The sequence below is a fragment of the Butyricimonas muris genome (genome assembly GCF_046365375.1).
In the GTDB taxonomy this organism is placed as follows: Bacteria; Bacteroidota; Bacteroidia; order Bacteroidales; family Marinifilaceae; genus Butyricimonas; species Butyricimonas muris.
This window is the reverse complement of the sequence record NZ_JBKEIT010000014.1, coordinates 137862-160320: the sequence shown is the minus strand read 5'-3', so window position 1 is coordinate 160320 and position 22459 is coordinate 137862. Positions and strand designations below refer to the sequence as shown.

Here is a 22459-nt window from a genome sequence, read left to right as displayed (position 1 = left end):
CCCGTTAGCGCCGATGGTACTGCCGAGAGGTGGGAGAGTAGGTCGATGCCAGATTTAGAGAAGGGCGATTCTGAAAAGAGTCGCTCTTTTTTTATGATGTAAATGGTATTCCATTTTCGATTTTTTCAATTTTCAATTGTAAATTCTACATTCTCAATTTATTTTTCTACCTTAGTGCTCTGAATCAATTTATGTGAAAATGGCATTATTCGGTTTATTTAATAAGAACAAGAAAGAGAGCCTTGATAAAGGGTTAGAGAAAACGAAAGAAAGTGTATTCAAGAAGCTATCCAGGGTAATTGTCGGAAAATCAAAGGTTGATGACGAAGTACTGGATAATTTGGAAGAGGTGTTAATTTCCTCTGACGTGGGGGTGGATACTACTCTTCGTGTAATAGAGAGAATAGAAAAAAGAGTACAGCGCGACAAGTATATCGGCACGGATGAGTTGAATCGGGTGTTGAAAGAAGAAATAGTCGATTTATTGAAAGAAAATAATTCGACAGATTATGATTCTTTGAGTTTACCCGAGGGACACGGACCATACGTGATCATGGTAGTTGGTGTGAATGGCGTCGGGAAAACGACGACAATAGGAAAGTTGGCTCATAAGTTTAAAGAAGCCGGAAAATCGGTTGTGTTGGGAGCTGCAGATACTTTTAGAGCCGCGGCGGTCGATCAACTGGTGATTTGGGCGGAACGAGTAGGAGTGCCTATCGTGAAACAGGGAATGGGTGCAGACCCTGCATCTGTGGCATTTGATACGTTAAGTAAGGCCAAGGCAGAGAATGCTGATGTCGTGTTGATTGATACGGCCGGAAGACTCCATAATAAAATTAATTTGATGAACGAATTGACCAAGATCAAGAAAGTGATGCAGAAGGTTATTCCTGATGCACCTCATGAAATATTACTTGTTCTTGATGGTTCTACCGGACAAAATGCCTACGAGCAGGCGAAGCAGTTTACTCTGGCAACGGAGGTGAACGCTTTAGCGATTACCAAATTGGACGGTACTGCAAAAGGTGGAGTGGTGATAGGTATTTCGGATCAATTCAAGATTCCGGTGAAATATATAGGTATTGGAGAAAAGATAGACGATTTGCAGGTGTTCAACCGGGAAGAATTCGTGGATTCTCTATTTAATTGAGTCTGTAAGGTTCATAAAGTTATAACGTCCATAAGTCAATGGACACTGCGGGCGCTTTGTTTACGGCAGCTTATGTTACCGATAAATATTGTCCGAAGGACACTTGTGACTTTACGGACCTTATAGACTTTACGGACTATTTTACTATGAAGAAAAAAATATTATTTATTTGCTTGGGAAATATATGTCGCTCTCCCAGTGCGGAGGCGATCATGAAGCATTACGTGGCGAAACGGGGACTAGAGGAGCAATTTTATATTGATTCGGCCGGGATTAGCGGTTATCATTCGGGTGATCCGGCAGATGAACGGATGCAGGCACATGCTATCCGGCGGGGATACGAGTTGACCAGTTTATCCCGAAAGTTTTATCCTGATGCGGATTTTGAGAATTTTGATATGATTATCGGAATGGATGACCAGAACGTGCGGGATTTGCGACGTATGACAACTACGGAAGAAGAGAGAGGAAAGATTTATAAAATGACGGATTTCTGTCGGCGTTTCTCTTACCGGGATAGTGTACCGGATCCTTATTATGGTGGGGCTGCGGGGTTTGAATTGGTGTTGGATTTATTGGAAGATGCCGTGGAGGGATTATTGGAACAGTTGAAAGATTGAAAAGGAGATAAAAGAGGTATTGGGGAATATCAAGATAATTTTTTAAAACGGAATGATGAAGAAAATGAAAATGTTGGTGTTCTTACTTCTCTTCGTACTGCCGGAAATAAGTATGGCACAGCGGGAGAAATATCCTTTAGATTGGTTTTTGCGGGATGTAGAGCAAGACAGTATGTTCGGTACGGGGGTACACCGTATTTACAAAGAGTTGTTATCGGGTAAGAAGCCTGTACCTTTGATTGTCGCGGTGATAGATTCGGGTTTTGACACGACAGCCCAAATGTTGGCTCCCGTGTTATGGCGTAATTCCGGGGAGATTCCCGGAAACGGGAAAGACGACGATCGTAACGGGTACGCGGATGATATCCACGGTTGGAATTTTATGGGTACGCGGGATGGAAAATCCTTATCACGCGGTGTGCCCGAAGAATTGCGGACATATAGCTGGTTGCTGAAGACTTATAGAGGGAATATGAAAAAGATGTCCCCGGAAGAGAGGGATTTATTCGTGACGTTGCATAAAACCTACGGAATCAGAGAGGTCGAGTACGAACGAAAGAGTATCGAGGCTCAAGAGGAGTTGAAGGAGATTAAACAGATAAAGAAACAAGCTTGGTTTAAACAGGCTTATAAGGAGCATTTGGCTAAAAAGGCGGCGGAGCCGGTGTTGACGGAGGAAGAAAGGTTTGAATTGTTTAGAGCCGGAAAGTTACCTCGGACAGAACCGGATACGGTAGAAAAGATTCTTTCTAAAGAGAAACAACTCTTGCATAACATAAAGAATGCCGAGGAGTTATTCACGATAGCTTTTGATATTCGTAAAGAGATCGGGGACGATCCGTATAATATTAATGACCGGAAGTACGGTAATCCTTATTTTCCTCTCGCTTTGAGCAGTAAGCATGGTACTCATGTCGCTTCTACTATCGGTGGGGTAACGGAACCCGAATCGGGAGTGTACGGTATTGCCCAAGGGGTACGGATTATGTTGTTGCAAGTCGTACCGCCGGGAGGCGACGAGGAGGATAAGGATATTGCTTTAGCTATACGGTATGCCGTGGATAACGGGGCTAAGGTGATAAACATGAGTTTCGGGAAATACACGGCTCTCGGTAAAACACAGAAGTGGATAGAAGAGGCTATGGATTATGCCGCCGCCCATGATGTTTTGATTGTTCGTGCTGCCGGGAATAATGGCAGGAATACGGATCAAGTGAATGTTTACCCCTTGCGTCCCTCAAAGCCGGAAACACAGGCTTGTTATATATGTGTCGGTGCGCATGGCTCTAACTTAAGGGCAGAGGATGCAAATAATAAGTTCGTGAGTTTTTCCAATTACGGGAAAAAGACTGTTGATTTGTTCGCACCCGGACATAGTATATATAGTCAAGTTCCTTATGGAAAATATAGTCAAGAGTCGGGAACAAGTATGGCATCCCCGGTATGCGCGGGAGTGGCGGCTCTTATCCGGATGTATTACCCTCGTCTGACCGCGGCACAGGTGAAAGAGGTGCTAATGAAAACGGTGACGCCTAGTGATCAAGTTTGCAAGTTCGGCAAACAGTCGATAAAATTCAGCGATATGAGTATTAGCGGAGGGATGTTGAACGGGTACAAGGCAATGAAATTGGCAGAAGAGATAAAATAAATAAAACCCGCCTTTCGGCGGGCTTTATTTATTATTTTAGCAGTGTTGCCAAGCAGTCGTTCACGTTCTTTTCGATACGCGCAAGAACGTTGTTGTTCTCTGCCTTCTCGAATTTTGTTCCGGTGATATGCTCGTACAATTCTATGTAACGTTCGGTAATGTTGTTTACAACCTCAGGTGTCATTTCGGGTACTTGCTGTCCTGCTTTCCCTTGGAAACTGTTATCCATTAACCATTCGCGTACAAATTCTTTGGATAACTGGCGTTGTTTTTCACCTTTGGCAAGGCGTTCCTCGTAGCCGTCAGCATAGAAATAACGGGAAGAGTCGGGCGTATGTATTTCGTCGATCAAGTAAATCTTTCCGTCTTTTTTACCGAATTCGTATTTGGTATCAACCAGTATCAATCCCATTTTCGCGGCAATTTCCGTACCTCTTTGGAAAAGGGCAATCGTGTATTTTTCGATGGCCTCGTAGTCTTCTTTACTAACTAAGCCGGAAGCGATGATTTCTTCTTTTGAAATATTCTCGTCGTGTCCTTCCATAGCTTTCGTGGTAGGAGTGACAAGCGGGGTGGGAAACTTCTGGTTCTCTACCATACCCTCGGGTAAAGGCAGCCCGCAAAGCGTTCTGTTTCCTGCTTTGTATTCTCTCCATGCACTTCCTGCCAAATAACCGCGGATAACCATTTCCACCTTGAAAGGTTCACATTTGTGACCGACGGTTACCATCGGATCGGGGGTTGCAATTTTCCAGTTCGGCACGATGTCAGCCGTTGCGTCCAGAAATTTTGCAGCAATTTGATTTAAGATTTGTCCCTTGTAAGGTATTCCTTTCGGGAGTACCACGTCGAAAGCGGAAATTCTGTCGGATACCAGCATAACGAGGTATTCGTCGTTGATGTTATACACGTCGCGTACTTTACCGACGTATTCATCTTTCTGTTTCGGAAATTTGAAATTTGTTTTTACAATCGCTTCCATGTTATTTGCTTTAAGATCCGTTATTTAGTTTTTTCTTCGTTATTATACGCGTTGACAATATCCTTTACCAGCCGATGGCGCACGATATCATTATTATCAAACTCAACGAAGGCGATCCCTCTGATGCCTTGCAGTAATTTAAACGCATGTATGAGTCCCGAATCACCGCGTTTGGGTAAGTCTATCTGGCTCATGTCGCCGGTGATAACAAACTTCGCGTTAATACCCATGCGGGTAAGGAACATTTTCAATTGATTTTTGGTCGTGTTCTGTGCCTCGTCGAGGATGACGAACGCATCGTTCAAGGTGCGTCCTCTCATGTATGCCAACGGGGCGATTTGGATAATTTCCGTTTCCAGATATTCCGTTAGTTTCTTGGGAGGAATCATGTCGGAAAGGGCATCGTACAAGGGTTGCAGGTACGGGTCTACTTTCTCTTTCATGTCACCCGGTAAGAATCCCAGACTTTCCCCCGCTTCCACGGCAGGGCGGCTGAGTATGATGCGTTTTACCTCTTTGTTTCGCAGGGCTTTGACCGCTAGGGCTATTGCCGTGTAGGTTTTTCCCGATCCGGCGGGTCCCGTGGCGAAAAGTAAATCATTCATTTTCGCCAGATCGACTAATTTACGTTGGTTGGGGGTTCTGGCCCGTATGGTTTTCCCGTTATTCCCGAAGACGATAATCGACGCCGGGTCTTCGGGATCTTCCACGATATCGTCCTCGAGGATGATCCTTTTGAGGTTTGCTATCGTGAGCATATTGTATTTATTATAATGTTCCAGAAGGGCATTAATTTTGGCAACGAGCACGTCAATATCATTCTCTTCGCCTTGAATAATGATTTCATCTCCGCGGGCGGTGATCTTCAATTTCGGGAAAAATTCTTTTAACGTGATGAATTTTGCGTTGTTAATGCCGTAAAAGTCAATAGGATCAATGTTTCCAATACTAATTCTTTTCTCTATCATGAAACTTAAAATAAATAGCTTATTTTTGCAGGTGCAAAGTAGGGAAAACTATTGAAAATTGAAAGTTGAGAATTGAAATTTTTTCATTAACGTAGAGTTAGTCATGGAGAAGGATTTTAGCAAGCAAAAAGAGGCTTTCGCCGAGTTACTGGATATCATGTATACCTTGCGGGAGAAATGTCCTTGGGATCATAAACAGACGTTGGAGTCGTTGCGGACGCTGACCGTGGAGGAAGTGTATGAGTTAGGTGACGCGATCGTGAAAGGGGATATGCAGGAGGTGAAAAAGGAGTTGGGGGATTTAATCATGCATATTGCTTTTTATGCTTTGATAGGGGAGGAGAGGGGAGAGTTTGACATTACCGGGGTGTTGGAGGAAATTTGTGAGAAGTTGCGTTACCGGCACCCTCATATCTATGGCGAGGTGAAAGTGGAGAACGCGGATGATGTTACCCGCAATTGGGAACAGTTGAAATTGAAAGAAAAAGGACGGCATCATAAGGTGTTGGAAGGAGTACCGGATGCACTTCCGGCATTGGTGAAGGCTTATCGAATACAAGATAAGGTGAGAGGCGTGGGGTTCGATTGGCATCAAAAAGAAGACGTGTGGCTTAAAGTACGGGAGGAACTCGGGGAGTTGGAAGTAGAGGTCGCGAAGGCTGACCAAGAACACATGGAGGAGGAATTCGGGGATTTCTTGTTCGCGATGATTAATGCCGGACGTTTGTACGGGATTAATCCCGAAGATGCTTTGGAAAAAGCGAACCGGAAGTTTATTCGTCGTTTCTCTTACGTGGAAGAACAGGCAAATGCTGCCGGAAAGAAGCTGAATGATATGACATTGGAGGAAATGGACGTGTATTGGAATGAAGCGAAAAGACAAGAAGCGGTTAGAAATTAATTAATTCACGATTTATGAATTACGATTTACGATTAAAAAAAAGCATGGTTCGGTGGGGAGCATTTAATCTGGAATCGGAAATCATGAAATCTTTGAATGAGTATCGGCTTCGTGTGGCTGGAATCTAAAATTTAAAATCTAAAATTAATAAGGTGGATTTAACGGGTAAGTGGAAATACAAGGAGGATTACGGTTACGGTGTGGCCGAGGGAGAATTATTCTTGAAACAGGAAGGAGATGAGCTGTCCGGTAGGATTATTTTTACGGACAAATTGAATGATGATGAAGCGTATATGCTTCAAGAGTTTTTGATCGGGTCGTTGGAGGGGCATAAGGTAAAGCTGGATGCCGAGGAATTTGATATTATTCATTCCGAACACGAGATCGATTACGAGTTGGACAGTTGGTTCGGGGTACTCGTGGATGATGATACAATTGTCGGTCTGAGCAAGGACGGACAGGGTATCGAGGGTAAATTTACGTTCGCACGAGAGAAGAATTAGATGTTAAAAAAACAATAAATTGGAAAAGCTGACAAAAGTCAGCTTTTTTTTTTGTTCGATATTCTATATTGCAGAAGAATCTAATAACCTAACTAATAATATACTTATGTCGAAAATTAATTCGCATCCAATTCTGGATGTACCGAAGCGGGATAAAGTGGTTTTCACTTTTAACGGGAAAAAAATAGAGGGAGAAAGTGGTTATACTATCGCGGCTGCGTTGCATCAAGCGGGTTATCCCGTGCATAGCCATAGCATTGACGGGCGCGGACGTTCGTTAGCTTGTGGTATCGGTAAATGCGGTGCTTGTGAAATGCTGGTAGACGGCAAGGTGCGGCGTATTTGCGTGACGAAGGTGGACGGGGTGAAAGAGGTGAGGGAGCTTGCACAGGGGGAAATGCCCGAACGTTGTGACGCGCACGGGCAGGATACCCGGAAAATACTTCGCACCACGGTAGTTATCGTTGGTGCCGGTCCGGCGGGCTTAGCCGTGCGGGAAGAGTTCAATAAATACGGTGTGGATAACATCGTGATCGATAATAACGACAAGATCGGGGGACAGTTTAATATGCAGACGCACCAGTTTTTCTTTTTCGAGAAAGAGAAGCGGTTTGGCGGCATGCGCGGTTTCGATATAGCCAAAACTTTGGCGGGGGAGAGTATGGAGGGTATATATTTGAATTCCACGGTATGGGATGTGCTGGAGGGAAAGCGGATTGCCGTGAAGAATCTGGACACGGATACCGTCTTTTTCGTGGATGCCGACTATCTGGTGGTTGCCACGGGTGCGGTTCCGTTTATGCCCGCTTTCGAGAATGACGACCTTCCGGGTGTGTACACGGCAGCGGTGGTTCAGAAAATGATGAACAATGAATTGACGTTGTTGGGTAAGAACGTGTTGACCGTGGGAGCCGGTAATATCGGGTATCTGACTTCTTACCAGTTGATGCAGGCGGGTGCCCACGTGAAGGCGATCATTGAGGCGATGCCGAAAGAGGGTGGATTCCCCGTGCAGGCGAACCGGGTACGTCGTTTGGCTATCCCGATCATGACTTCGCACATGTTGTTGAAGGCTATTCCGAATGAAGATCATACCGGAATCAAGGGTGCGGTTATTGCCGAGTGCGAGAATTTTAAAGCGGTACCGGGTACGGAAAAGATACTGGAAGGTATTGATGTGATTAATATATGCACGGGATTGATTCCTGACAATCAATTGTTGACGAAAGGGCGTGCCGTGTTTGGCGAACGTTGTTACGCGGCGGGGGATGCCGTGCGTATCGGCGAGGGAACAAGTGCCGTGTTACGCGGGAAACAGGCTGCCGCGGAGATCATGTTGGATATGGGTACCCGGGTGAGTTATGATGATTATTTGGTCTTGTCCAAAGAATATATCGACTCGCAACAACATCCGGTCCGGATACTGGAGGCTCCCCGTCTGCCGGACGCGGAGCGTATGAAGAAGAGAGGTTTCGTGCAAATGGATTGCCTGTACGGTTTTGCTTGTAATCCTTGTTCATTCGCGTGTCCGCACGGGGCAATCACGAAGAGTTCTACTTCAACGGTTCCGCACGTGGATTACGATAAGTGTATCGGTTGTATGGAATGTGTTTACCAGTGTCCGGGTTTGGCCATATTCGGTTACGACTTGCGGAAAGACAGTTTGTTCCTGCCGATCGAGTACGAGGTAAAAGAAAAAGAAACGGTTTATCTCGTGAACAATTACGGGGAGAAGTTGGGAGAAGGTATCGTCGAGAAAGTGTTGCATAAACCGAACAAGACGAATATCGCGCGGGTGAAAGCGTTGGATATTCACGGTGAAGAGCTGGTGAAAGTAAGAGGTTTCGTGGTGAAAGAGAATTACCCGGAATGTCTGGAATTGGAGCCTTTGCTGAAAGACGAGAAGGGTGCTACTTTTATTTGCCATTGTGACGATGTGATGTTGGACGACGTAATGCAGATCGTGGGCGATCGTACCTTTATTTCTATCGACGAGATCAAGCACACGACTCGTTTGGGGATGGGACCGTGCCGCGGCAAACGTTGTATCCCTCGTTTGAAAACGGCTTTGCGGGCAAAAGGAATCGAAGTCGTGGGAGATGCCACACCGAGAGCCCCGTTGTCGAATCAATTGAACCTTGGTGAATTATACCCGCCGAAGCGAGGGGAAGAATACCGGGTTGCCAATCGTTCCGATTTCAAGAAAGTTGAAGTGGGTGCTTTGATTGCCGGAGGGGGGATCGCGGGTAGCGCTTTGTTCCGTTATATGGCAGAGGCGGGGTTGAATCCCGTGCTCGTGAATGCGGACAGGGGGTCCTCGTGGAGAAACATCGGCGGAGGCCGGACGGCATTCTCGTTGCCGGAGCTGGCAGAAATTGCAGAGCATAATCACGCGATATTTAAGGAGTTGCAAGGACTTTCCAATATTGACTACAAGACAACACGATATATTAATCTGGCACATGACGAGGCTACCTTCAACGCTTTGGATGCCAGCCGTGCTTGGTCGGATGCCTATATGGTCGAACCGAAGAATTTCCAGAAAGAAATTTCTCCTTATTTTGACACGAAATCCAAACGTTATCTCGGGGCTTTGATCACGAATGATTGTTGGCAGGCGACGCCGGGTAAGGTGGTCGATTTGATTCGCAACATGGGTATCCACGCCGGAGGTCGTGTAGCGGAGGATTGCAAGGTGCTCGAAGTGATGAAAGAGGGATCGACATACAGTATTCTGGTGCTGACGCATGATAAGAAATACGTGGAATTTCGCACGGATGTATTCGTGAACGCCTTGGGTGCGGGAGCGGGGAAGATATGCGAGGGATTGGGTATGCACGCCGGATTGTATCCTGTGCGCCACCAAGCGTTTATTACCCGCCGTCTGCCGATGTTGGGCAAGAACGGCGATAGTTTGGATATGTTGATTGACCGTCAGGAGTACAAGGGATTCTCTGCCGTGTACGGGCAACAATTGGTACACACGGGACAAATTATCGGATGTGCTTCCCCGCGGGTGGATGCCTTGCGGACAGACAAGAATCTGATCTTAAACACGAAGGAGTTTATAGAGATTATCAGTGAGTTCTTCGTGGACTGGATGCCTAAGTTGGCGGGTGTGAGTATACAAGCCACGTGGTCCGGTTATTACACGGAACCCCGTTATATCATTGATCCCGAATTGGGATTGTTCGTTGGAATGAGAGGACATGGGTTCATGCTGTCGCAATATCTTGCCAAGATGTATGTCGATAAGTTAATGGGACGCCCGGTACCGGAATATTTTGACAAGTTGAAACTGAATGGTCCGGGATTATCGGAGAAAGCATTTAAATAAGGATGAGGGTGACAGCACCTCCTCTATAAACGGAGGAGGAGCTGGAATACAGTCTAAAACGCTAGAAAAGTAACTTGCAACTTGCCGCAGGCAAATGCAACCTGCAACTTTGCTGAAGGCAAATTTCATGGTCTGGTATGTGTCAAGTAGTTGGATAGCTTTGTTTGGTAGTCGGCACAGGCGGACGTGTAGTTGTTGCAACTTTCCGTGTACAGTGTTTCTGCGGTTAGTAAGTCACTTAACGAGGATGCTCCGGCATTGAAATGTTGTTTGTTCAATCGCAGGTTCTCGGTCGAGGATGCGATGGATTTGCGTGCCAGTTCGATTTGTGCGTAGGATTCCGTGAGTTCGCTCCACAATTGTTCGATCTCTACGGCGAGTAATTCTTCCGCGTTTTTACGATCATTCTCTGCCTGTTCTTTTTTTATGCGGGCTTTTTTTATCACGTGCGAGCCGCCCCACCATGAAGAGATCGGGACGGATACGCTGGCGAAAGCGAGTTCTGTGTTCACGTCTTTTTTCATGATGTTGTAATAGATGTGTCCCACGCCGACGCCTACCTTCGGAAGATGTTTGCTTCGTTCCATCCGGACTTGATACCCTTGGGCATCCACGTTCTTCTGTGCCAACAGGTATTCGATCCTTTGTTGTACGGCATCTTGGGGGGTGATATAATAATTAAGGGGTGATTCAGGTTGGGTAAATTCACTCGTGGCGATATCAAATGACGTGAAATCAGCCCCGATATATTGTGCCAATACCATTTTGGTGACACGCAGCCCGTTTTCAACTTTCAGGCGTTGGCCGGCTATTTCTTGTTGCCGGAGTTCAACCCGTAACAAATCATTACGGGTAGTGAGTCCGGTTTTTACGGCCAATTCTACTTGACGGTAAATCTCCGCCAGCAATTTGTCTACCACGTCAAGCGTGGAATGATGATTGTTTAACGTGGCAATCAGCCAGTAGTATTCGGTGGTTTTTTGTTTCACGTCATTTTCGGTCAAGCGATGTTGCAAAACACGGACTTCTTCGCCCAGTTTTGCCAGCTTGTTGCCGTTGATGATCTGTAATCCGGCAAAAACGGGTTGTACGGCAGTGGCTGTCGCGAATGCCCCTTTTTTTATGAAAGACAGGGGAATTTCCGCCAGACCGAACAGATCGAGATCGGCTTGCAATAATTTCTCGCTGCCTTGAAATACCATACCCGAGGCCGATACTTGCGGGAAGTAAAAGGTGAAAGCCTCTTTACGGGTTTGGCGAGCCATTTCAACTTCCAACAAGCTGTTTTTGATGCTATTGTTCTTTTCTAGGGCTGCCGCCAGACATTCTTCCAGCGTGTACACCTGCCCACGCGTGATGAAAGGCAGGAATACCATACAAAACAGGAAAAGGTAAATATGTTTCATGATTTCAATCGTTTATCGTTTTTTGAATAGAGTTTCCAATATACCACGGGGAGAATCGTGATTACCAGCAGCAGCGAACCGATACCCCCGGCAAAGATCGTGACACCGACAGGCGTCCAGAACGTACTGTTGCTGAAGATCATCGGGATAACTCCCACGGCTGTCGTTGCCGTTGTCAAGAAAATGGGAACCATACGGCGTTTGCCCGCGTCGTAAGCGGCTTCCCGTGCTGTTTCCCGGTGATTTACGCGGCGGTCGTCCGCGTGCTGGTACATGAGTATGACATTTCGCACGATCATTCCCAGCAGGGTGATGAAACCGAACACGGAAGTGATACTAATCGTCTTCCCGGCAATCCATAGTCCTATCATGGCGCCGAACAGGCATAACGACATGGCGAGCATGGCAACGGCGGTAATCCCGAATTTCCTGAAGCTGGTTAGAATAAAGAAGAATATAATGACCATCGCTATCCCCAGACCGGACATGATGGGCGGGAGTGTTTCCATGTCGTATTCGTATTCCCCGCCAACTTCCGGGGACAGGCCTGCCGGGAATTGCCCCTGCAATTCCCCGTCAATCATCTTGTTTATTTTGGACAGGGTCTCCAGTGTGTTTTCTCCCCTGCGTAAATCGGCTATCACGGAAAGACAGCGCATCCCGTTGCGGTGGACGATTTTACTCTCGTGCCACGCGGGTTTTACATCTGCGATTTGCCGCACGGGAACGGAGGTTGGGGAGGTCGTTGCCGGGAGATAAAGATCCTTGATGTTTTGTGTCGTCAAGCTGTCTTTGCGGGCATTTTTCATGATGACCGGGAGGGCGTAATCTCCTTCCCAAACGGAACCGACGGGAATACCGGTGGTTGCTATCGACAAGTTGAGAGCCATTGCGGTACGAGTAAGCCCGAGTTGTGACGCGGCAACCGGATCGAGCGTGATTTCCATTACCGGACGGGGTACGTCGTAGTTCGTGTAGACGCGAGCCAATTCCGGCATAAGGCGCATGCGGGACATCAACAGGTCGGCAGCACGATGTAGAGAGTCGATATTCTCCCCTTGGAACCGGAATTCCAGTTCCGGAACCAGTTGGAAATCCAGTTGTTTGAATTTCACGTGGGCATCGGGGAATAGATCGGCATACCGGTTCGTGTATTTATCCAAAATATCTTCGGTATCTTCAATGGAAGTCGTGTTCACGATGAATTGAGCGTAGTTTTTTGCTGGCATCTGCGGCGCATATGACGTTTGGAAACGCGGGGAGGAGCAACCGATAAAAGAGGTGATGGAAGTAACCCGCCCGTCTTCTTTCAATAGAGCGTAGACCGAGTCTGCCACCTGTTCCGTGCGGGACAAAGGAGTACCTTCAGCCAGATAGATCTCCACGGCAAACTGATCCCGATCGGCAACGGGAAACATACGATATTGCAGTAGGGGAATGATCATTATTGCAACAAGGACAGAGGCGATTCCCGAACCGATAGTCAACCACGGGTGACGGAATGTCCATCCCAGAATACGTTCATAAAGTCTCTGTACATGATCCGTGAGTCTTTTCTTGTCGGTTTTGATGTATCTTTTTCGGATAATCCATGTGTTTAATAACGGAATGGTCGTCACGGCAAGCACGAGTGAAACCATAAGATTAATCGTGATTGTCCAAGGGAAATAGGTGACAAAGTCCCCTATCTGACCGGTCAGCGTGAATAGTATGGGGAAGAATATAGCACAGATACATGCCGTGGCTAACAGCATCGGCAGGAAATACCGGTTGGCACTCGTGATAGCGGCGTACCAGCGTGAATATCCTTTATTGAGGTAGTCCAGATAACCGTCGATGATGACAATGGAGTCGTCAACAATCATTCCCAGCACCACGATAAGTGCGGCGAGAGTCACCGTGTTGAGTGGTATGCCGCACAAATACATGATTCCCACGGAAATAAAAGTTGCAAAGGGTATTGTAATTGCGGCGACGAGCGCGGAACGGAATGGAAATAAAATCATCATCACGAGAATAATGATAATCATGGCAATGATCAACTCGTGCAGGAACGAGGAAACGGAGTCCCCGACCACTTTTGCCTGATCGGCGATACGGCTGATGGACACGTCGGCGGGCAGCACGTGTTCCCGGTAATCATCAAGTACTTTGTCCACGTTTCTGCCGTATTCCACGATATCGTACCCGCCGCGCATTTCGAGGGATAGAATGACACAGGGATGTCCGTTGTTTTTGATGTAACTTTCCGACATATCGTATTCCCGCGTGACACGGGCAATATCTTTTATCCGTACCACGTTGTTGCGCGGGTCAGAATAGATAATCTGGTTTGCTATCTCTTCTTCGCTACACAAGGCGGGAGAGATGTGCAAAGGTATATTTATTTCCTCGTTTTCAACAGAACCGCCGCTTGTCGTGAAGCCTTGCGAAAACAGGATGCCCGATAATAACTTTTCGTTGATACCGTACACTGCCATACGTTCCTGATCCGTGTAAATGGTGATCTGTTCTTTTATGGCACCGTATGAACGGATATTTGAAACGGATTCTACTTGCCGCAGCCGGTCACCCAGTTCATCGGTATAGGTCTGTAATTCCCGGTAAGAGCGTTTGTCTGATTCGACAGCGATTAGCAGGGCGGAAGTATCCCCGAAATCGTCGTTGGCAATGACAGCCACTACTCCCGAGGGCAATTGCGACTTGAACAGGGAGAGTCCGTGTTTGATTTTAGACCAGACTTCGTCTTTGTTATTCACGTTGTCGTTCAGTTCTACCATGATGTAGCACATCCCGTGTTGGGACGTGGAGATCGTTTTAGCCCGTTTTACTTCTTTGTAAGTGAATAGAAAACGTTCCAGCGGTTTGGTCAATTGTTCTTCCACCTCATTGACGGATGCACCCGGGTATACCCCGACCACGACGCCCTGCCGGACGGTAAATTCCGGAAATTCCTGTTTAGGCATCCGGTTGATCCCGAGGATTCCGAAAATAAACATGAGGATAACGATCAGCATGGAGATCCGGTAATTCACCATGGTCCAATGAACAAAATTAAATTTCTTTTTCATTAGAATATGATTTTATTGCCTTCACTTATTTTTTGATATCCCTCGGTAATCACGCGTTCTCCCGGTGTCAGCCCTTTGGTGATCGCTATACGGTTGCCCGCGGTTGTCGCGGTTGTCACCGGTGCGCGGAAGGCAGTGCTGTCGGCTGCGACTTTCCACACGAACAGTTGTCCTCGGGCATCCCGTTGCACGGCTGTCAACGGGAGTGTTATTCGGGTATCGCTACCCGGCGTCACGGTGACGGAGCATACCATGCCCGGTAATAGTTCTTTGTCCGGATTCGCGAGTACGACACGGGCATCATAAGTGCGTGTCACGGGATTAGCCACGACTCCTTTTTCCAAGTTGCCGCCCTCGTATATCCGGTTATTTAATGCTGCCACCCGTATATAGGAATGGCAGGCGGGAGTCAAGTTCGATATTTCCATTTCGGATACGGTAAATTTGGCTTTCACTTGGTTGATTTGCACCAGCGTCAAGACAGGTTGTCCGGGGATTGCGGTTTCTCCCGCTGATAAGTTTTTTTTCCCGACTACCCCGTCAAAAGGTGCGTAAATCATGCAATCGTCATAGTTCTTGCGGGCGATGTTGTACGTCGATAGAGCCTGTTGCAGTTTGGTGTTTATCTCTACCATCTTTATTTCCGGAAGGCTCTCCCCGTCGTACATTTGTTTTAAACGGGAATGTGCGTCTTTGGCTTGCTCCAGCGTGGCAGAAGCTGCATCCAGAAGATCGCGGGCGGAAGCGTCGTCCAGTTGTGCCAGAAGTTGCCCTTTGCGCACGGGTTCTCCTTCCCGTACATGTATCTTTTCTATTTTTCCGGCTATCCCGAAACTGATAGCGGCACCGGCTTCCTCTTCTATCACGCCCACGTAAGAGCGTTGCACGATATTTTCGGAACGGGTAACGATTTCTGTCGTTACTTTTTTAGGGGTTACACTTGTAGGGGCTTTTCGTGTTGAACAGCCCGTGAAAACGATGATAATGACAAGCAGGTAGCATCGTGAGGTTTGTCTGATGAGTTGTTTCATGATTTTTTCGTTTAATTTCCGGTACAAAAATCTTCTTTTACTTTCGCATTGTAAAGGTCGTTTTTATGTCTTGATTGGTCTATTTGTCTTTTTGTCGGTGCGAATGCGTCAAAACGCTTTTCGCCCTTTTAGTCAAAAGTTTATAAAGTCTATAAAGTTCATAAGGTTTATGGACCCTAGCGGGCGCTTTGTCCACGGCAGCATGGCTGCCGGTAAACCTTGTCCGAAGGACGCCCGTTACTTTATGAACTTTATAAACTTTAAGAGCTGAAAAGCTCAACTTTATGAACCGGGCAAAAAGCGTTTTGATGCGTTTGCCGTGGTATTTTTGTCGGGTTTGTTCCGGTTCTTTGAATAAATCTGTTATTTTTGTCAGAAAAAGAATTGAATGATGGAACAAGAGCGTTTTGGCAGTTTCTCTTTGGAGAAATTGTTCGCGATGAATGATTTGAGTCAAGTGGGAGCCGTGTATAATCGGGAGTGTTTTATTATTTCCTGCGACCCGGGGAAGGAAATCGAGCTGTTCAAATACCCGTGTAAAATCAATGCCTTTATTCTGGTCATTTGTTCGGAGGGGGAAATATCATTGACGTGTAATTTGAATTCCTGCGAGATCAAAAAGAATACCTTGTTTTTCTGTCATTCCGGCGCTATCATTCAATTGAAATCATATACAGCCTGCCAGTTGCAAGTTATTATTCTCGAGGAGGAGTTCTTGAAAAACCTGAACATCGACGTGAAACGGATTCTTCCATACTACCCGTACATGCAGGAAATGGTTTTAATAGATCTACCTCAAGACGAAAGTACGTTTATAAAAGATTTGCTGGATAAGGCTGCCTTGGAGATCGTTCATTCATCCGCCAAGCCTTATTATCACGATATGGTGAAGGCACTTATTCATTCGCTCGCTTATAAAATATTGAATATCTTTATAGATTTTTTCTTGGCTCAATTGTCTGCCAACCGGATGAGTCTGAATCACGGGGAGGAATATTTCAAGATGTTTATCTCTTTGCTTATGCAGCATTACAAGTCCGAGCGTTCCGTCGGTTTCTACGCCTCCAAATTGAACTTGACCCCCAAGTACTTGACGACGTTGATCAAGAAAGTCAGCGGTCGTTCGGCTGCTGACTGGATTGACGAGTACGTGGTGTTGGAGGCTAAGGCTTTGCTTAAATATTCGGATATGAGCGTCCAACAGATCGCTTATTACTTGAACTTTTCGGATCAATCGTTTTTCGGGAAGTATTTTAAAAAGCAGGCGGGTGTGTCGCCGACCGTGTATAAAATGCAGAAATAAGAGTAGAGAAAGTTTTTTTTATAAATCTTTTGCAGATTCTAATCACTGTGTTGGATATACATTTTCTATTCTTCTTTCAAATATATTCTATCGTGTAACTGGAGTTTTTAGGTAAAGGTATTTTATTTGTTGTTAATTAGTGTGTGTTGTGTTTTTTTTGTTTAATTTTGGGTTTGATACATAAAACATGAAGAGGAGAGTTGTTTGTTATTTAACTTAAAAAAGCCTAACTATGAAACCTAAAATTATTTGTTTAGTTCTAATTTACTTGCTTAGTGTGAGATGTGATGATAAACAAGAAGTTGATAACCATTATGGAAGCTATATTAATATTGATTTTAATAATTTGAATAATGAAGATTTACAACTTTTTATTGAAGCAGCCAAGCGTTTTAGTGAATATGTTTATTTGGATGAAAATAATGTGTACAAAATCTCTATCAATAAAGGTGCTGATATAGGAATTGGTGAAAACATCTTTAGTGTTCTTGCTCAATCATTAAAATATCGAGAACAACTAAAACTGTTTGAAAATAAAGTAATAAATATGGAAATTAATAGTGGTGATGAAAAATTGCCATTAACAAGAACTTTTCCTTCCGGTAATTATGACCAATGGGTATATGGGCAACTAAATTATTTGTGGAATGAGATTATTGGTACATGGCAATCAGTTAACGAAGCCATGGTTAATTTTTTTTGTGTTGTAATTGGTGCGTCAGTATTGACTGTTATAGATTATGTTTGTATGCCTTTTTTCGGTCCGGGTATTATAATATCTCCTGAAGATGATCCATATTGTAATGTTCCCCCATTAGCTGTTGGTATGGAGTTTCGTACTAATTTACCTAATGGTTTATATCCTTCTCCCGGTAATAGAGAACAATATGTTGCCGTAAGAAACGGTATTGCTACTGTAAAATTTTGCGAAAGTGCTCGATTTAGCTGGTATCGAAAAGATAGCCGATATTACTCTCGAGAAGATGAAGATTTGATTGAAATGTAATAAAAAACGAATAAATACTCTTCTCTTTGTGTCAAAATAGTGAGTTTTATTTTTTTTATTATTATAATTCAAAATCTATTTTTATATTTGATAAATCGTATATGCTATAAAAATATGAATACCATAACAGACATCTTACAATTTCTGCAAAAGCCTAATTTCGAATCTTTTCAAGATGTTTCCGGGAGTAAGGTAAAGAAATTTTTCACTATATTTTTGTGGTTATTTTTGATAGTAATTGGTACAAACATTTTGGTAATGATGTTGCAAACTGTTATTGTCAGTAAGCCAATCATGTCAAACCCAATAAACCGATTAATCTATCTTACTAGCGAATGGAAAACATGGAACATATTTCATGTAATTCTATTATCCCCGATTCTTGAAGAATTTAGCTATCGTTATGCGCTTAGCTCGTTTAATATCACTAGAATTAAAATTTCACTGAGTCTGATACTCTCGTTCCATATCTCCTATCTTTTATATTTTTATAAATTTCATCAACTTTGCGAAGTTAATCTCGTCTTACATGTTCTCTCTTTATATGGAACTATTTTTTTCGTTGCGATAGTACTTTTTTTAATCATGAGTTTGTTTAATAAACAGCTTGCGATGTTTGAAAATAAATGGAATACACATCCGATGGTAATTTTTTACCTATCAGCTGTTCTTTTTACAATATATCATGTTTATAATATGTCGGTATTGTTTTTTTTATCCATTTTTGCAGGAGCCGTAATATTTGGATATACAAGAATCCGGTTGGGATTTGGTTACGTTATCGTTTTACATGTATTATGGAATATCGTAAGTTCATTTCGCCTCTTGATGAGTTAATTTGGTGAAGATTGTTTTGTATAGAGAACATATTGTTTCGGATATATTCTTTATCTTTGCAGCAAAATTACAGAATATGATAAAGTTAGGAGAATATAATATATTGCGAGTCGTGAAGACGGTTGATTTCGGGGTGTATCTGGATGGTGGAGATTACTGGGGCGAGATTTTATTACCGAAAGAAACAGCCCCCGCCGAGTGCAAGGAGGGGGACGAGTTGAAGGTATTTATTTACTTTGATTCGGAAGATCGGGTGATTGCCACGATGACGGAGCCTAAAGCTGTCGTGGGGGATTTTGCCTTGATGAAAGTTGTGGGAACCAGCCGTGTGGGTGCTTTTCTCGATTGGGGATTACGCAAGGATTTATTGGTGCCGTTCCGTGAACAACGGGAAGAAATGCAAATGGGAAGAGAGTATCTGGTCTACGTGTACGTGGATAAGACGACGGATCGTATCGTGGCTTCGACGCGATTGAATCGGTTTCTGGATAAAACTCCGGCAGATTATAAACCCGGCGAGGAAGTGCAGTTGATCATTGCCCGCCGAACGGATTTAGGATATAACGTGATCGTGAACGGAAGCCATGAAGCTGTTATTTACCGGAACGAGATATTCCAACCCTTGTCTATCGGACAACACGTGACGGGATATATCAAGCAAGTTCGGGAAGACGGTAAGATCGACTGTATATTGCAGAAAAATGACGGGCACGAGCAGGTCGATCGTTTGTCAGCGATAATCTTGAAGAAACTGGAAGAGAATGGCGGAGTACTTCAAGTGTCCGATAAAAGCGATCCGGCGGAGATTTATCAACTTTTCGGTTGTAGCAAGAAAAATTACAAGAAAGCCGTCGGGGGATTGTTCAAGCAACATAAAGTGATGATCGGGGAGAAGGAACTGAAACTAAAATAATTTATGAATTACGATTTATGATTTACGATTAAAAGTGTTTTTTGTGGAATCTAAAATCATGTTTAAGGTTCGGGCGTATATTACAAGTTTTCGGTTGAGAACATTGCCGCTGTCCTTGTCCGGGGTGCTGTTAGGATCGTTGTTGGCGGCGAGTGACGGGTACTTTAAGACAAGTACTTTCGCGTGGGTGATGTTGACTGCTACCGCTTTGCAAATACTGTCAAATTTAGCAAATGAAGTCGGGGACTTGAGCAAGGGGACTGATAACGAGCATCGTCTGGGACCTATCCGAAGTGCGCAAAGCGGAGCTTTAAGCGGGAGAGAGATGATTCGGGCAATGATCGTTGTCGGGGGAATAGCCGTGATTACCGGGAGTTTATTGATTCACGAGGCATTTCGGGATTTACTGAATTGGAAGAGTATCAGTTTGTTTGTCGCCGGAGGTGCTTCTATCGTGGCGGCAATTAAATATACCGTTGGAGATAACGCGTACGGTTACAGGGGACTAGGTGATCTTTTCGTGTTTATCTTTTTCGGGTTGGTCAGCGTGATGGGAAGTTATTTTGCCATGGCAGGAGTCTTGCCGTGGATATACGTGTTTCCCGCTTCGGCTATCGGTTTACTATCTGCCGGAGTGTTGAATATGAATAATATCCGGGATATCGAGAATGATTCAGCTTGTGGGAAACGTACTTTACCCGTGATACTTGGAGTGAAAAGAGCTAAAATATATCACTACGTCTTGATTCTCGCGGCTGTGATCTGTTTGTTTATTTACACTTTCCTGCATCCTGCCGGGTGGACGGCTTACCTTTTTGTTATTGTCTTACCCTTGCTAGGCATTCATTTGAAAAACGTGTACAGGGGGGAGGGGCGTGAGTTGGATTCACAGTTGAAATTTCTTTCTATTACCACGTTATTACTTACCTTGTTATTGGGATTTGGACAGATTCTTGGCAAATAATAAAGAAAAAAGCTAACCAATTCGGTTAGCTTTTTTCTTAGAACGGCAGATCGTCCGCTTCCGGCATGGGAGGGATGTCCTCTACCCGGTATTCGGGAACCGGAGCTCCTGCTGCTGCTTGTTCCTGTATTTTTTCTATTCTCCAACCTTCGAGGTTTGTGAAATAGGAAACTTGTCCGTTGTTTTCCCATTTTCTTCCGCGCAAGTTGAAATACACTTTAATATTTTCTTCCAACTGGATGTTTTCCAGTAAATCGCATCTGTCTTGGATTAGTTGAACTTTCACGAAGTCGTTCCATTGCGGATTTTTCTCGTTTTCAACTTCTATCACGAATTCTCTCTTCTGGAAACGATCGCTGATCTTTTGGGTGGCTTCTTTGTAAATTAGTTTACCGGTAACTTCGTAATTCATTTTTATTTTGATTAAGAACAAGCCCAAGAAACCTTGGGCTTGTTAGCTGTTTATATATCAAATAGATAAATTATTTTTGTGCGTTCGGGTCTACGATCTCAAGTAGTTCAACCTCGAAAATCAACGTTTCATTCGGTCCGATACCGCTTCTGGTGCCTTGAGGTCCGTAAGCCAAGTTTGACGGGATGTAAAGTGTCCATTTTGATCCCACGGGCATCAATTGCAATGCTTCCGTCCAACCTTTGATCACTCGGTTCAAGGGGAATTCAGCGGGTTCGCCTCTGTCATACGAGGAATCGAATTGGGTTCCGTCAAGTAAGGTTCCTCTATAATGTACTTTCACCACGCTGGTATCAGCAGGCATGGGTCCTGTACCTTCTTTCTCGATCTTGTATTGCAAACCGCTTTCGGTAGTTTTTACACCACTTTTTTTAGCGTTTTCTTCCAAGAATTTTTGTCCCTCTTTCAATGTTTTTTCCGCTTTAGCCATCATCGCTTTTTGAGCGTATTTATTCAAGTACATGCGAATTTCCATGTCATTGGGAGCATCTTTCTTTTGAAGAATCGCGTTCATTCCGGCGATAACGGCCTTCATATCCAAATCTTCCATTCCGCTTTGTACCATGTTTCTCCCGTAGAAACATCCCATGTAGAAACTAGCCGTGTCTTTTTCGGTTTTCATGGAAACACTGGTTTGGGTATTGGAATTGCAGCAACTGGATAAGCCTAAAGTGGCTATTGCTAAAGTAAAAAATAAATTTTTTGCGTTCATAGTTTTTCGTGAATTAAATTATACTATATCTAATAATTCTATATCAAAAATCAGCGTTTCGTTCGGTCCGATAGCTTGTCCGGCTCCATGGGCACCATAAGCCAAATCGGAGGGAATGAATAATTGCCATTTTGAACCCACGGGCATCAATTGCAATGCCTCTACCCAACCGGGAATCACCCCGTTCACTGGGAATTCGGCAGGCTCTCCGCGGCGATATGAAGAGTCGAACACGGCACCGTTAATCAAGCGTCCCTCGTAATGACATTTCACGGTATCGCTTGCTTTCGGGGTAGCTCCTTTACCCTCGGAGATTACCTTGTATTGTAACCCGCTAGGCAGGGTGATTACACCACTTTGTCCTTTATTGTCGTTCAAGAATTTTTCTCCGGCTTCTTTAGCGGCTTTACCTCTGTCGTCTTGTAACTTGGTAAAGAATTCTTGCAAGATGTTATTTGCTTCTTCCGGTTTGATTTCCGGCATTTGACCGGCATAAACTGTTTTCAGCGCGTCGAGAAGGGCTTCCGGATTGATGGTGTTGACACCTGATGAAAGGAGGTTGCTAGCGAAACTTAGTCCTAAACAGTAACTCACTTTGTCTAACTCTTCAGTATATTTCATTGAAAGGTTTAATT

Annotated in this window: 19 protein-coding genes; 11 read left to right on the top strand and 8 right to left on the bottom strand. The window is 44.6% G+C overall.

All coding sequences use genetic code 11. The annotated features are described in order from the left end of the window. Positions 1-199: 199 nt before the first annotated feature. From ftsY to ACK8P8_RS20215, 3 genes are all read left to right on the top strand, one after another. Positions 200-1150: a signal recognition particle-docking protein FtsY gene (ftsY, locus tag ACK8P8_RS20225; RefSeq protein ID WP_099291892.1), complete on the top strand. Its 951-nt coding sequence runs from the start codon at positions 200-202 to the stop codon at positions 1148-1150. 146 nt (positions 1151-1296) lie between these two features. Continuing rightward, the gene (locus ACK8P8_RS20220) at positions 1297-1770 is read left to right on the top strand and encodes a low molecular weight protein-tyrosine-phosphatase (protein ID WP_410026183.1); all 474 of its coding nucleotides are present in this window, start codon (positions 1297-1299) and stop codon (positions 1768-1770) included. A gap of 52 nt (positions 1771-1822) precedes the next feature. Further along, positions 1823-3418 carry a S8 family serine peptidase gene (locus ACK8P8_RS20215; RefSeq protein WP_410026181.1) on the top strand — a complete coding sequence of 532 codons (1596 nt, stop codon included), beginning with the start codon at positions 1823-1825 and terminating at the stop codon, positions 3416-3418. A gap of 31 nt (positions 3419-3449) precedes the next feature. Here the strand turns inward: ACK8P8_RS20215 and ACK8P8_RS20210 are convergent, their stop codons facing one another. Together ACK8P8_RS20210 and ACK8P8_RS20205 are read right to left on the bottom strand one after the other, a co-directional pair. Then, positions 3450-4400 (bottom strand): phosphoribosylaminoimidazolesuccinocarboxamide synthase, encoded by a 951-nt coding sequence (locus tag ACK8P8_RS20210; protein ID WP_410026180.1) that lies wholly within the window; start codon positions 4398-4400, stop codon positions 3450-3452. Between the two features lie 20 nt (positions 4401-4420). Further along, the gene (locus ACK8P8_RS20205) at positions 4421-5368 is read right to left on the bottom strand and encodes a PhoH family protein (protein ID WP_227217717.1); all 948 of its coding nucleotides are present in this window, start codon (positions 5366-5368) and stop codon (positions 4421-4423) included. Between the two features lie 103 nt (positions 5369-5471). On the opposite strand from ACK8P8_RS20205, the gene mazG reads away from it, so the two are divergent. From mazG to ACK8P8_RS20190, 3 genes are all read left to right on the top strand, one after another. Further along, the gene (gene mazG, locus ACK8P8_RS20200) at positions 5472-6269 is read left to right on the top strand and encodes a nucleoside triphosphate pyrophosphohydrolase (RefSeq protein WP_099291896.1); all 798 of its coding nucleotides are present in this window, start codon (positions 5472-5474) and stop codon (positions 6267-6269) included. 152 nt (positions 6270-6421) lie between these two features. Next, the gene (locus tag ACK8P8_RS20195; RefSeq protein ID WP_099291897.1) at positions 6422-6772 is read left to right on the top strand and encodes a hypothetical protein; all 351 of its coding nucleotides are present in this window, start codon (positions 6422-6424) and stop codon (positions 6770-6772) included. 106 nt (positions 6773-6878) lie between these two features. Continuing rightward, positions 6879-10109: an FAD-dependent oxidoreductase gene (locus ACK8P8_RS20190; RefSeq protein ID WP_410026179.1), complete on the top strand. Its 3231-nt coding sequence runs from the start codon at positions 6879-6881 to the stop codon at positions 10107-10109. 125 nt (positions 10110-10234) lie between these two features. On the opposite strand, the gene ACK8P8_RS20185 is transcribed toward ACK8P8_RS20190, so the two are convergent. Genes ACK8P8_RS20185 through ACK8P8_RS20175 form a run of 3 tightly spaced genes read right to left on the bottom strand, consistent with a single transcriptional unit; the run spans position 10235 to position 15617 of the window. Further along, complete coding sequence (locus tag ACK8P8_RS20185) at positions 10235-11515, bottom strand: TolC family protein (protein WP_410026177.1); 1281 nt, start codon at positions 11513-11515, stop codon at positions 10235-10237. Continuing rightward, a complete protein-coding gene (locus ACK8P8_RS20180) occupies positions 11512-14586 on the bottom strand; it encodes an efflux RND transporter permease subunit (protein WP_369860860.1) in 3075 nt (1024 codons plus the stop codon). The genes ACK8P8_RS20185 and ACK8P8_RS20180 overlap by 4 nt, the downstream gene beginning before the upstream one ends. After that, on the bottom strand, positions 14586-15617 hold the full coding sequence (locus ACK8P8_RS20175) for an efflux RND transporter periplasmic adaptor subunit (protein ID WP_369860861.1): 1032 nt from the start codon (positions 15615-15617) through the stop codon (positions 14586-14588). The genes ACK8P8_RS20180 and ACK8P8_RS20175 overlap by 1 nt, the downstream gene beginning before the upstream one ends. 388 nt (positions 15618-16005) lie before the next feature. Between ACK8P8_RS20175 and ACK8P8_RS20170 the strand changes: the two genes are divergently transcribed. The 5 genes from ACK8P8_RS20170 (at position 16006) to menA (ending at position 20640) form a co-directional block, all read left to right on the top strand. Then, positions 16006-16920 carry a helix-turn-helix domain-containing protein gene (locus ACK8P8_RS20170; RefSeq protein WP_099291899.1) on the top strand — a complete coding sequence of 305 codons (915 nt, stop codon included), beginning with the start codon at positions 16006-16008 and terminating at the stop codon, positions 16918-16920. Positions 16921-17152: 232 nt separating this feature from the next. Next, positions 17153-17926: a hypothetical protein gene (locus ACK8P8_RS20165; protein ID WP_227217721.1), complete on the top strand. Its 774-nt coding sequence runs from the start codon at positions 17153-17155 to the stop codon at positions 17924-17926. Between the two features lie 114 nt (positions 17927-18040). Then, a complete protein-coding gene (locus tag ACK8P8_RS20160) occupies positions 18041-18763 on the top strand; it encodes a CPBP family glutamic-type intramembrane protease (protein WP_410026176.1) in 723 nt (240 codons plus the stop codon). 76 nt (positions 18764-18839) lie between these two features. Beyond that, a complete protein-coding gene (locus ACK8P8_RS20155; protein ID WP_099291900.1) occupies positions 18840-19676 on the top strand; it encodes a CvfB family protein in 837 nt (278 codons plus the stop codon). A 43-nt stretch (positions 19677-19719) separates the two neighbouring features. Then, entirely contained in the window at positions 19720-20640 is a 921-nt protein-coding gene (gene menA / locus ACK8P8_RS20150; RefSeq protein ID WP_366483029.1) for a 1,4-dihydroxy-2-naphthoate octaprenyltransferase, read from the top strand. 37 nt (positions 20641-20677) lie between these two features. Here menA and ACK8P8_RS20145 read toward each other — a convergent pair whose 3' ends face one another. The 3 genes from ACK8P8_RS20145 to bamJ (ACK8P8_RS20135) all read right to left on the bottom strand — a co-directional run bounded on the left by ACK8P8_RS20145 (position 20678) and on the right by bamJ (ACK8P8_RS20135) (position 22445). Continuing rightward, positions 20678-21052, bottom strand: a complete 375-nt coding sequence (locus ACK8P8_RS20145; protein WP_099291902.1) for a DUF3127 domain-containing protein — start codon at positions 21050-21052, stop codon at positions 20678-20680. A gap of 70 nt (positions 21053-21122) precedes the next feature. Continuing rightward, positions 21123-21824, bottom strand: a complete 702-nt coding sequence (gene bamJ, locus ACK8P8_RS20140; RefSeq protein WP_410026175.1) for a BamJ family beta-barrel-assembly machinery protein — start codon at positions 21822-21824, stop codon at positions 21123-21125. Between the two features lie 18 nt (positions 21825-21842). After that, positions 21843-22445: a BamJ family beta-barrel-assembly machinery protein gene (gene bamJ, locus ACK8P8_RS20135; protein WP_099291904.1), complete on the bottom strand. Its 603-nt coding sequence runs from the start codon at positions 22443-22445 to the stop codon at positions 21843-21845. Positions 22446-22459 lie beyond the last annotated feature (14 nt).

Excerpts from the sequence above, each read along its gene's own strand:
- ftsY (WP_099291892.1), top strand. The coding sequence starts at position 200 with ATGGCATTATTCGGTTTATTTAATAAGAACAAGAAAGAGAGCCTTGAT.
- ACK8P8_RS20175 (WP_369860861.1), bottom strand. The coding sequence starts at position 15,617 with ATGAAACAACTCATCAGACAAACCTCACGATGCTACCTGCTTGTCATT.
- ACK8P8_RS20215 (WP_410026181.1), top strand. The coding sequence starts at position 1,823 with ATGATGAAGAAAATGAAAATGTTGGTGTTCTTACTTCTCTTCGTACTG.
- ACK8P8_RS20145 (WP_099291902.1), bottom strand. The coding sequence starts at position 21,052 with ATGAATTACGAAGTTACCGGTAAACTAATTTACAAAGAAGCCACCCAA.
- ACK8P8_RS20210 (WP_410026180.1), bottom strand. The coding sequence starts at position 4,400 with ATGGAAGCGATTGTAAAAACAAATTTCAAATTTCCGAAACAGAAAGAT.
- ACK8P8_RS20185 (WP_410026177.1), bottom strand. The coding sequence starts at position 11,515 with ATGAAACATATTTACCTTTTCCTGTTTTGTATGGTATTCCTGCCTTTC.
- ACK8P8_RS20165 (WP_227217721.1), top strand. The coding sequence starts at position 17,153 with ATGAAACCTAAAATTATTTGTTTAGTTCTAATTTACTTGCTTAGTGTG.
- ACK8P8_RS20155 (WP_099291900.1), top strand. The coding sequence starts at position 18,840 with ATGATAAAGTTAGGAGAATATAATATATTGCGAGTCGTGAAGACGGTT.
- bamJ (WP_099291904.1), bottom strand. The coding sequence starts at position 22,445 with ATGAAATATACTGAAGAGTTAGACAAAGTGAGTTACTGTTTAGGACTA.
- ACK8P8_RS20180 (WP_369860860.1), bottom strand. The coding sequence starts at position 14,586 with ATGAAAAAGAAATTTAATTTTGTTCATTGGACCATGGTGAATTACCGG.
- ACK8P8_RS20205 (WP_227217717.1), bottom strand. The coding sequence starts at position 5,368 with ATGATAGAGAAAAGAATTAGTATTGGAAACATTGATCCTATTGACTTT.
- bamJ (WP_410026175.1), bottom strand. The coding sequence starts at position 21,824 with ATGAACGCAAAAAATTTATTTTTTACTTTAGCAATAGCCACTTTAGGC.
- ACK8P8_RS20170 (WP_099291899.1), top strand. The coding sequence starts at position 16,006 with ATGATGGAACAAGAGCGTTTTGGCAGTTTCTCTTTGGAGAAATTGTTC.
- ACK8P8_RS20160 (WP_410026176.1), top strand. The coding sequence starts at position 18,041 with ATGAATACCATAACAGACATCTTACAATTTCTGCAAAAGCCTAATTTC.
- mazG (WP_099291896.1), top strand. The coding sequence starts at position 5,472 with ATGGAGAAGGATTTTAGCAAGCAAAAAGAGGCTTTCGCCGAGTTACTG.
- ACK8P8_RS20190 (WP_410026179.1), top strand. The coding sequence starts at position 6,879 with ATGTCGAAAATTAATTCGCATCCAATTCTGGATGTACCGAAGCGGGAT.
- ACK8P8_RS20220 (WP_410026183.1), top strand. The coding sequence starts at position 1,297 with ATGAAGAAAAAAATATTATTTATTTGCTTGGGAAATATATGTCGCTCT.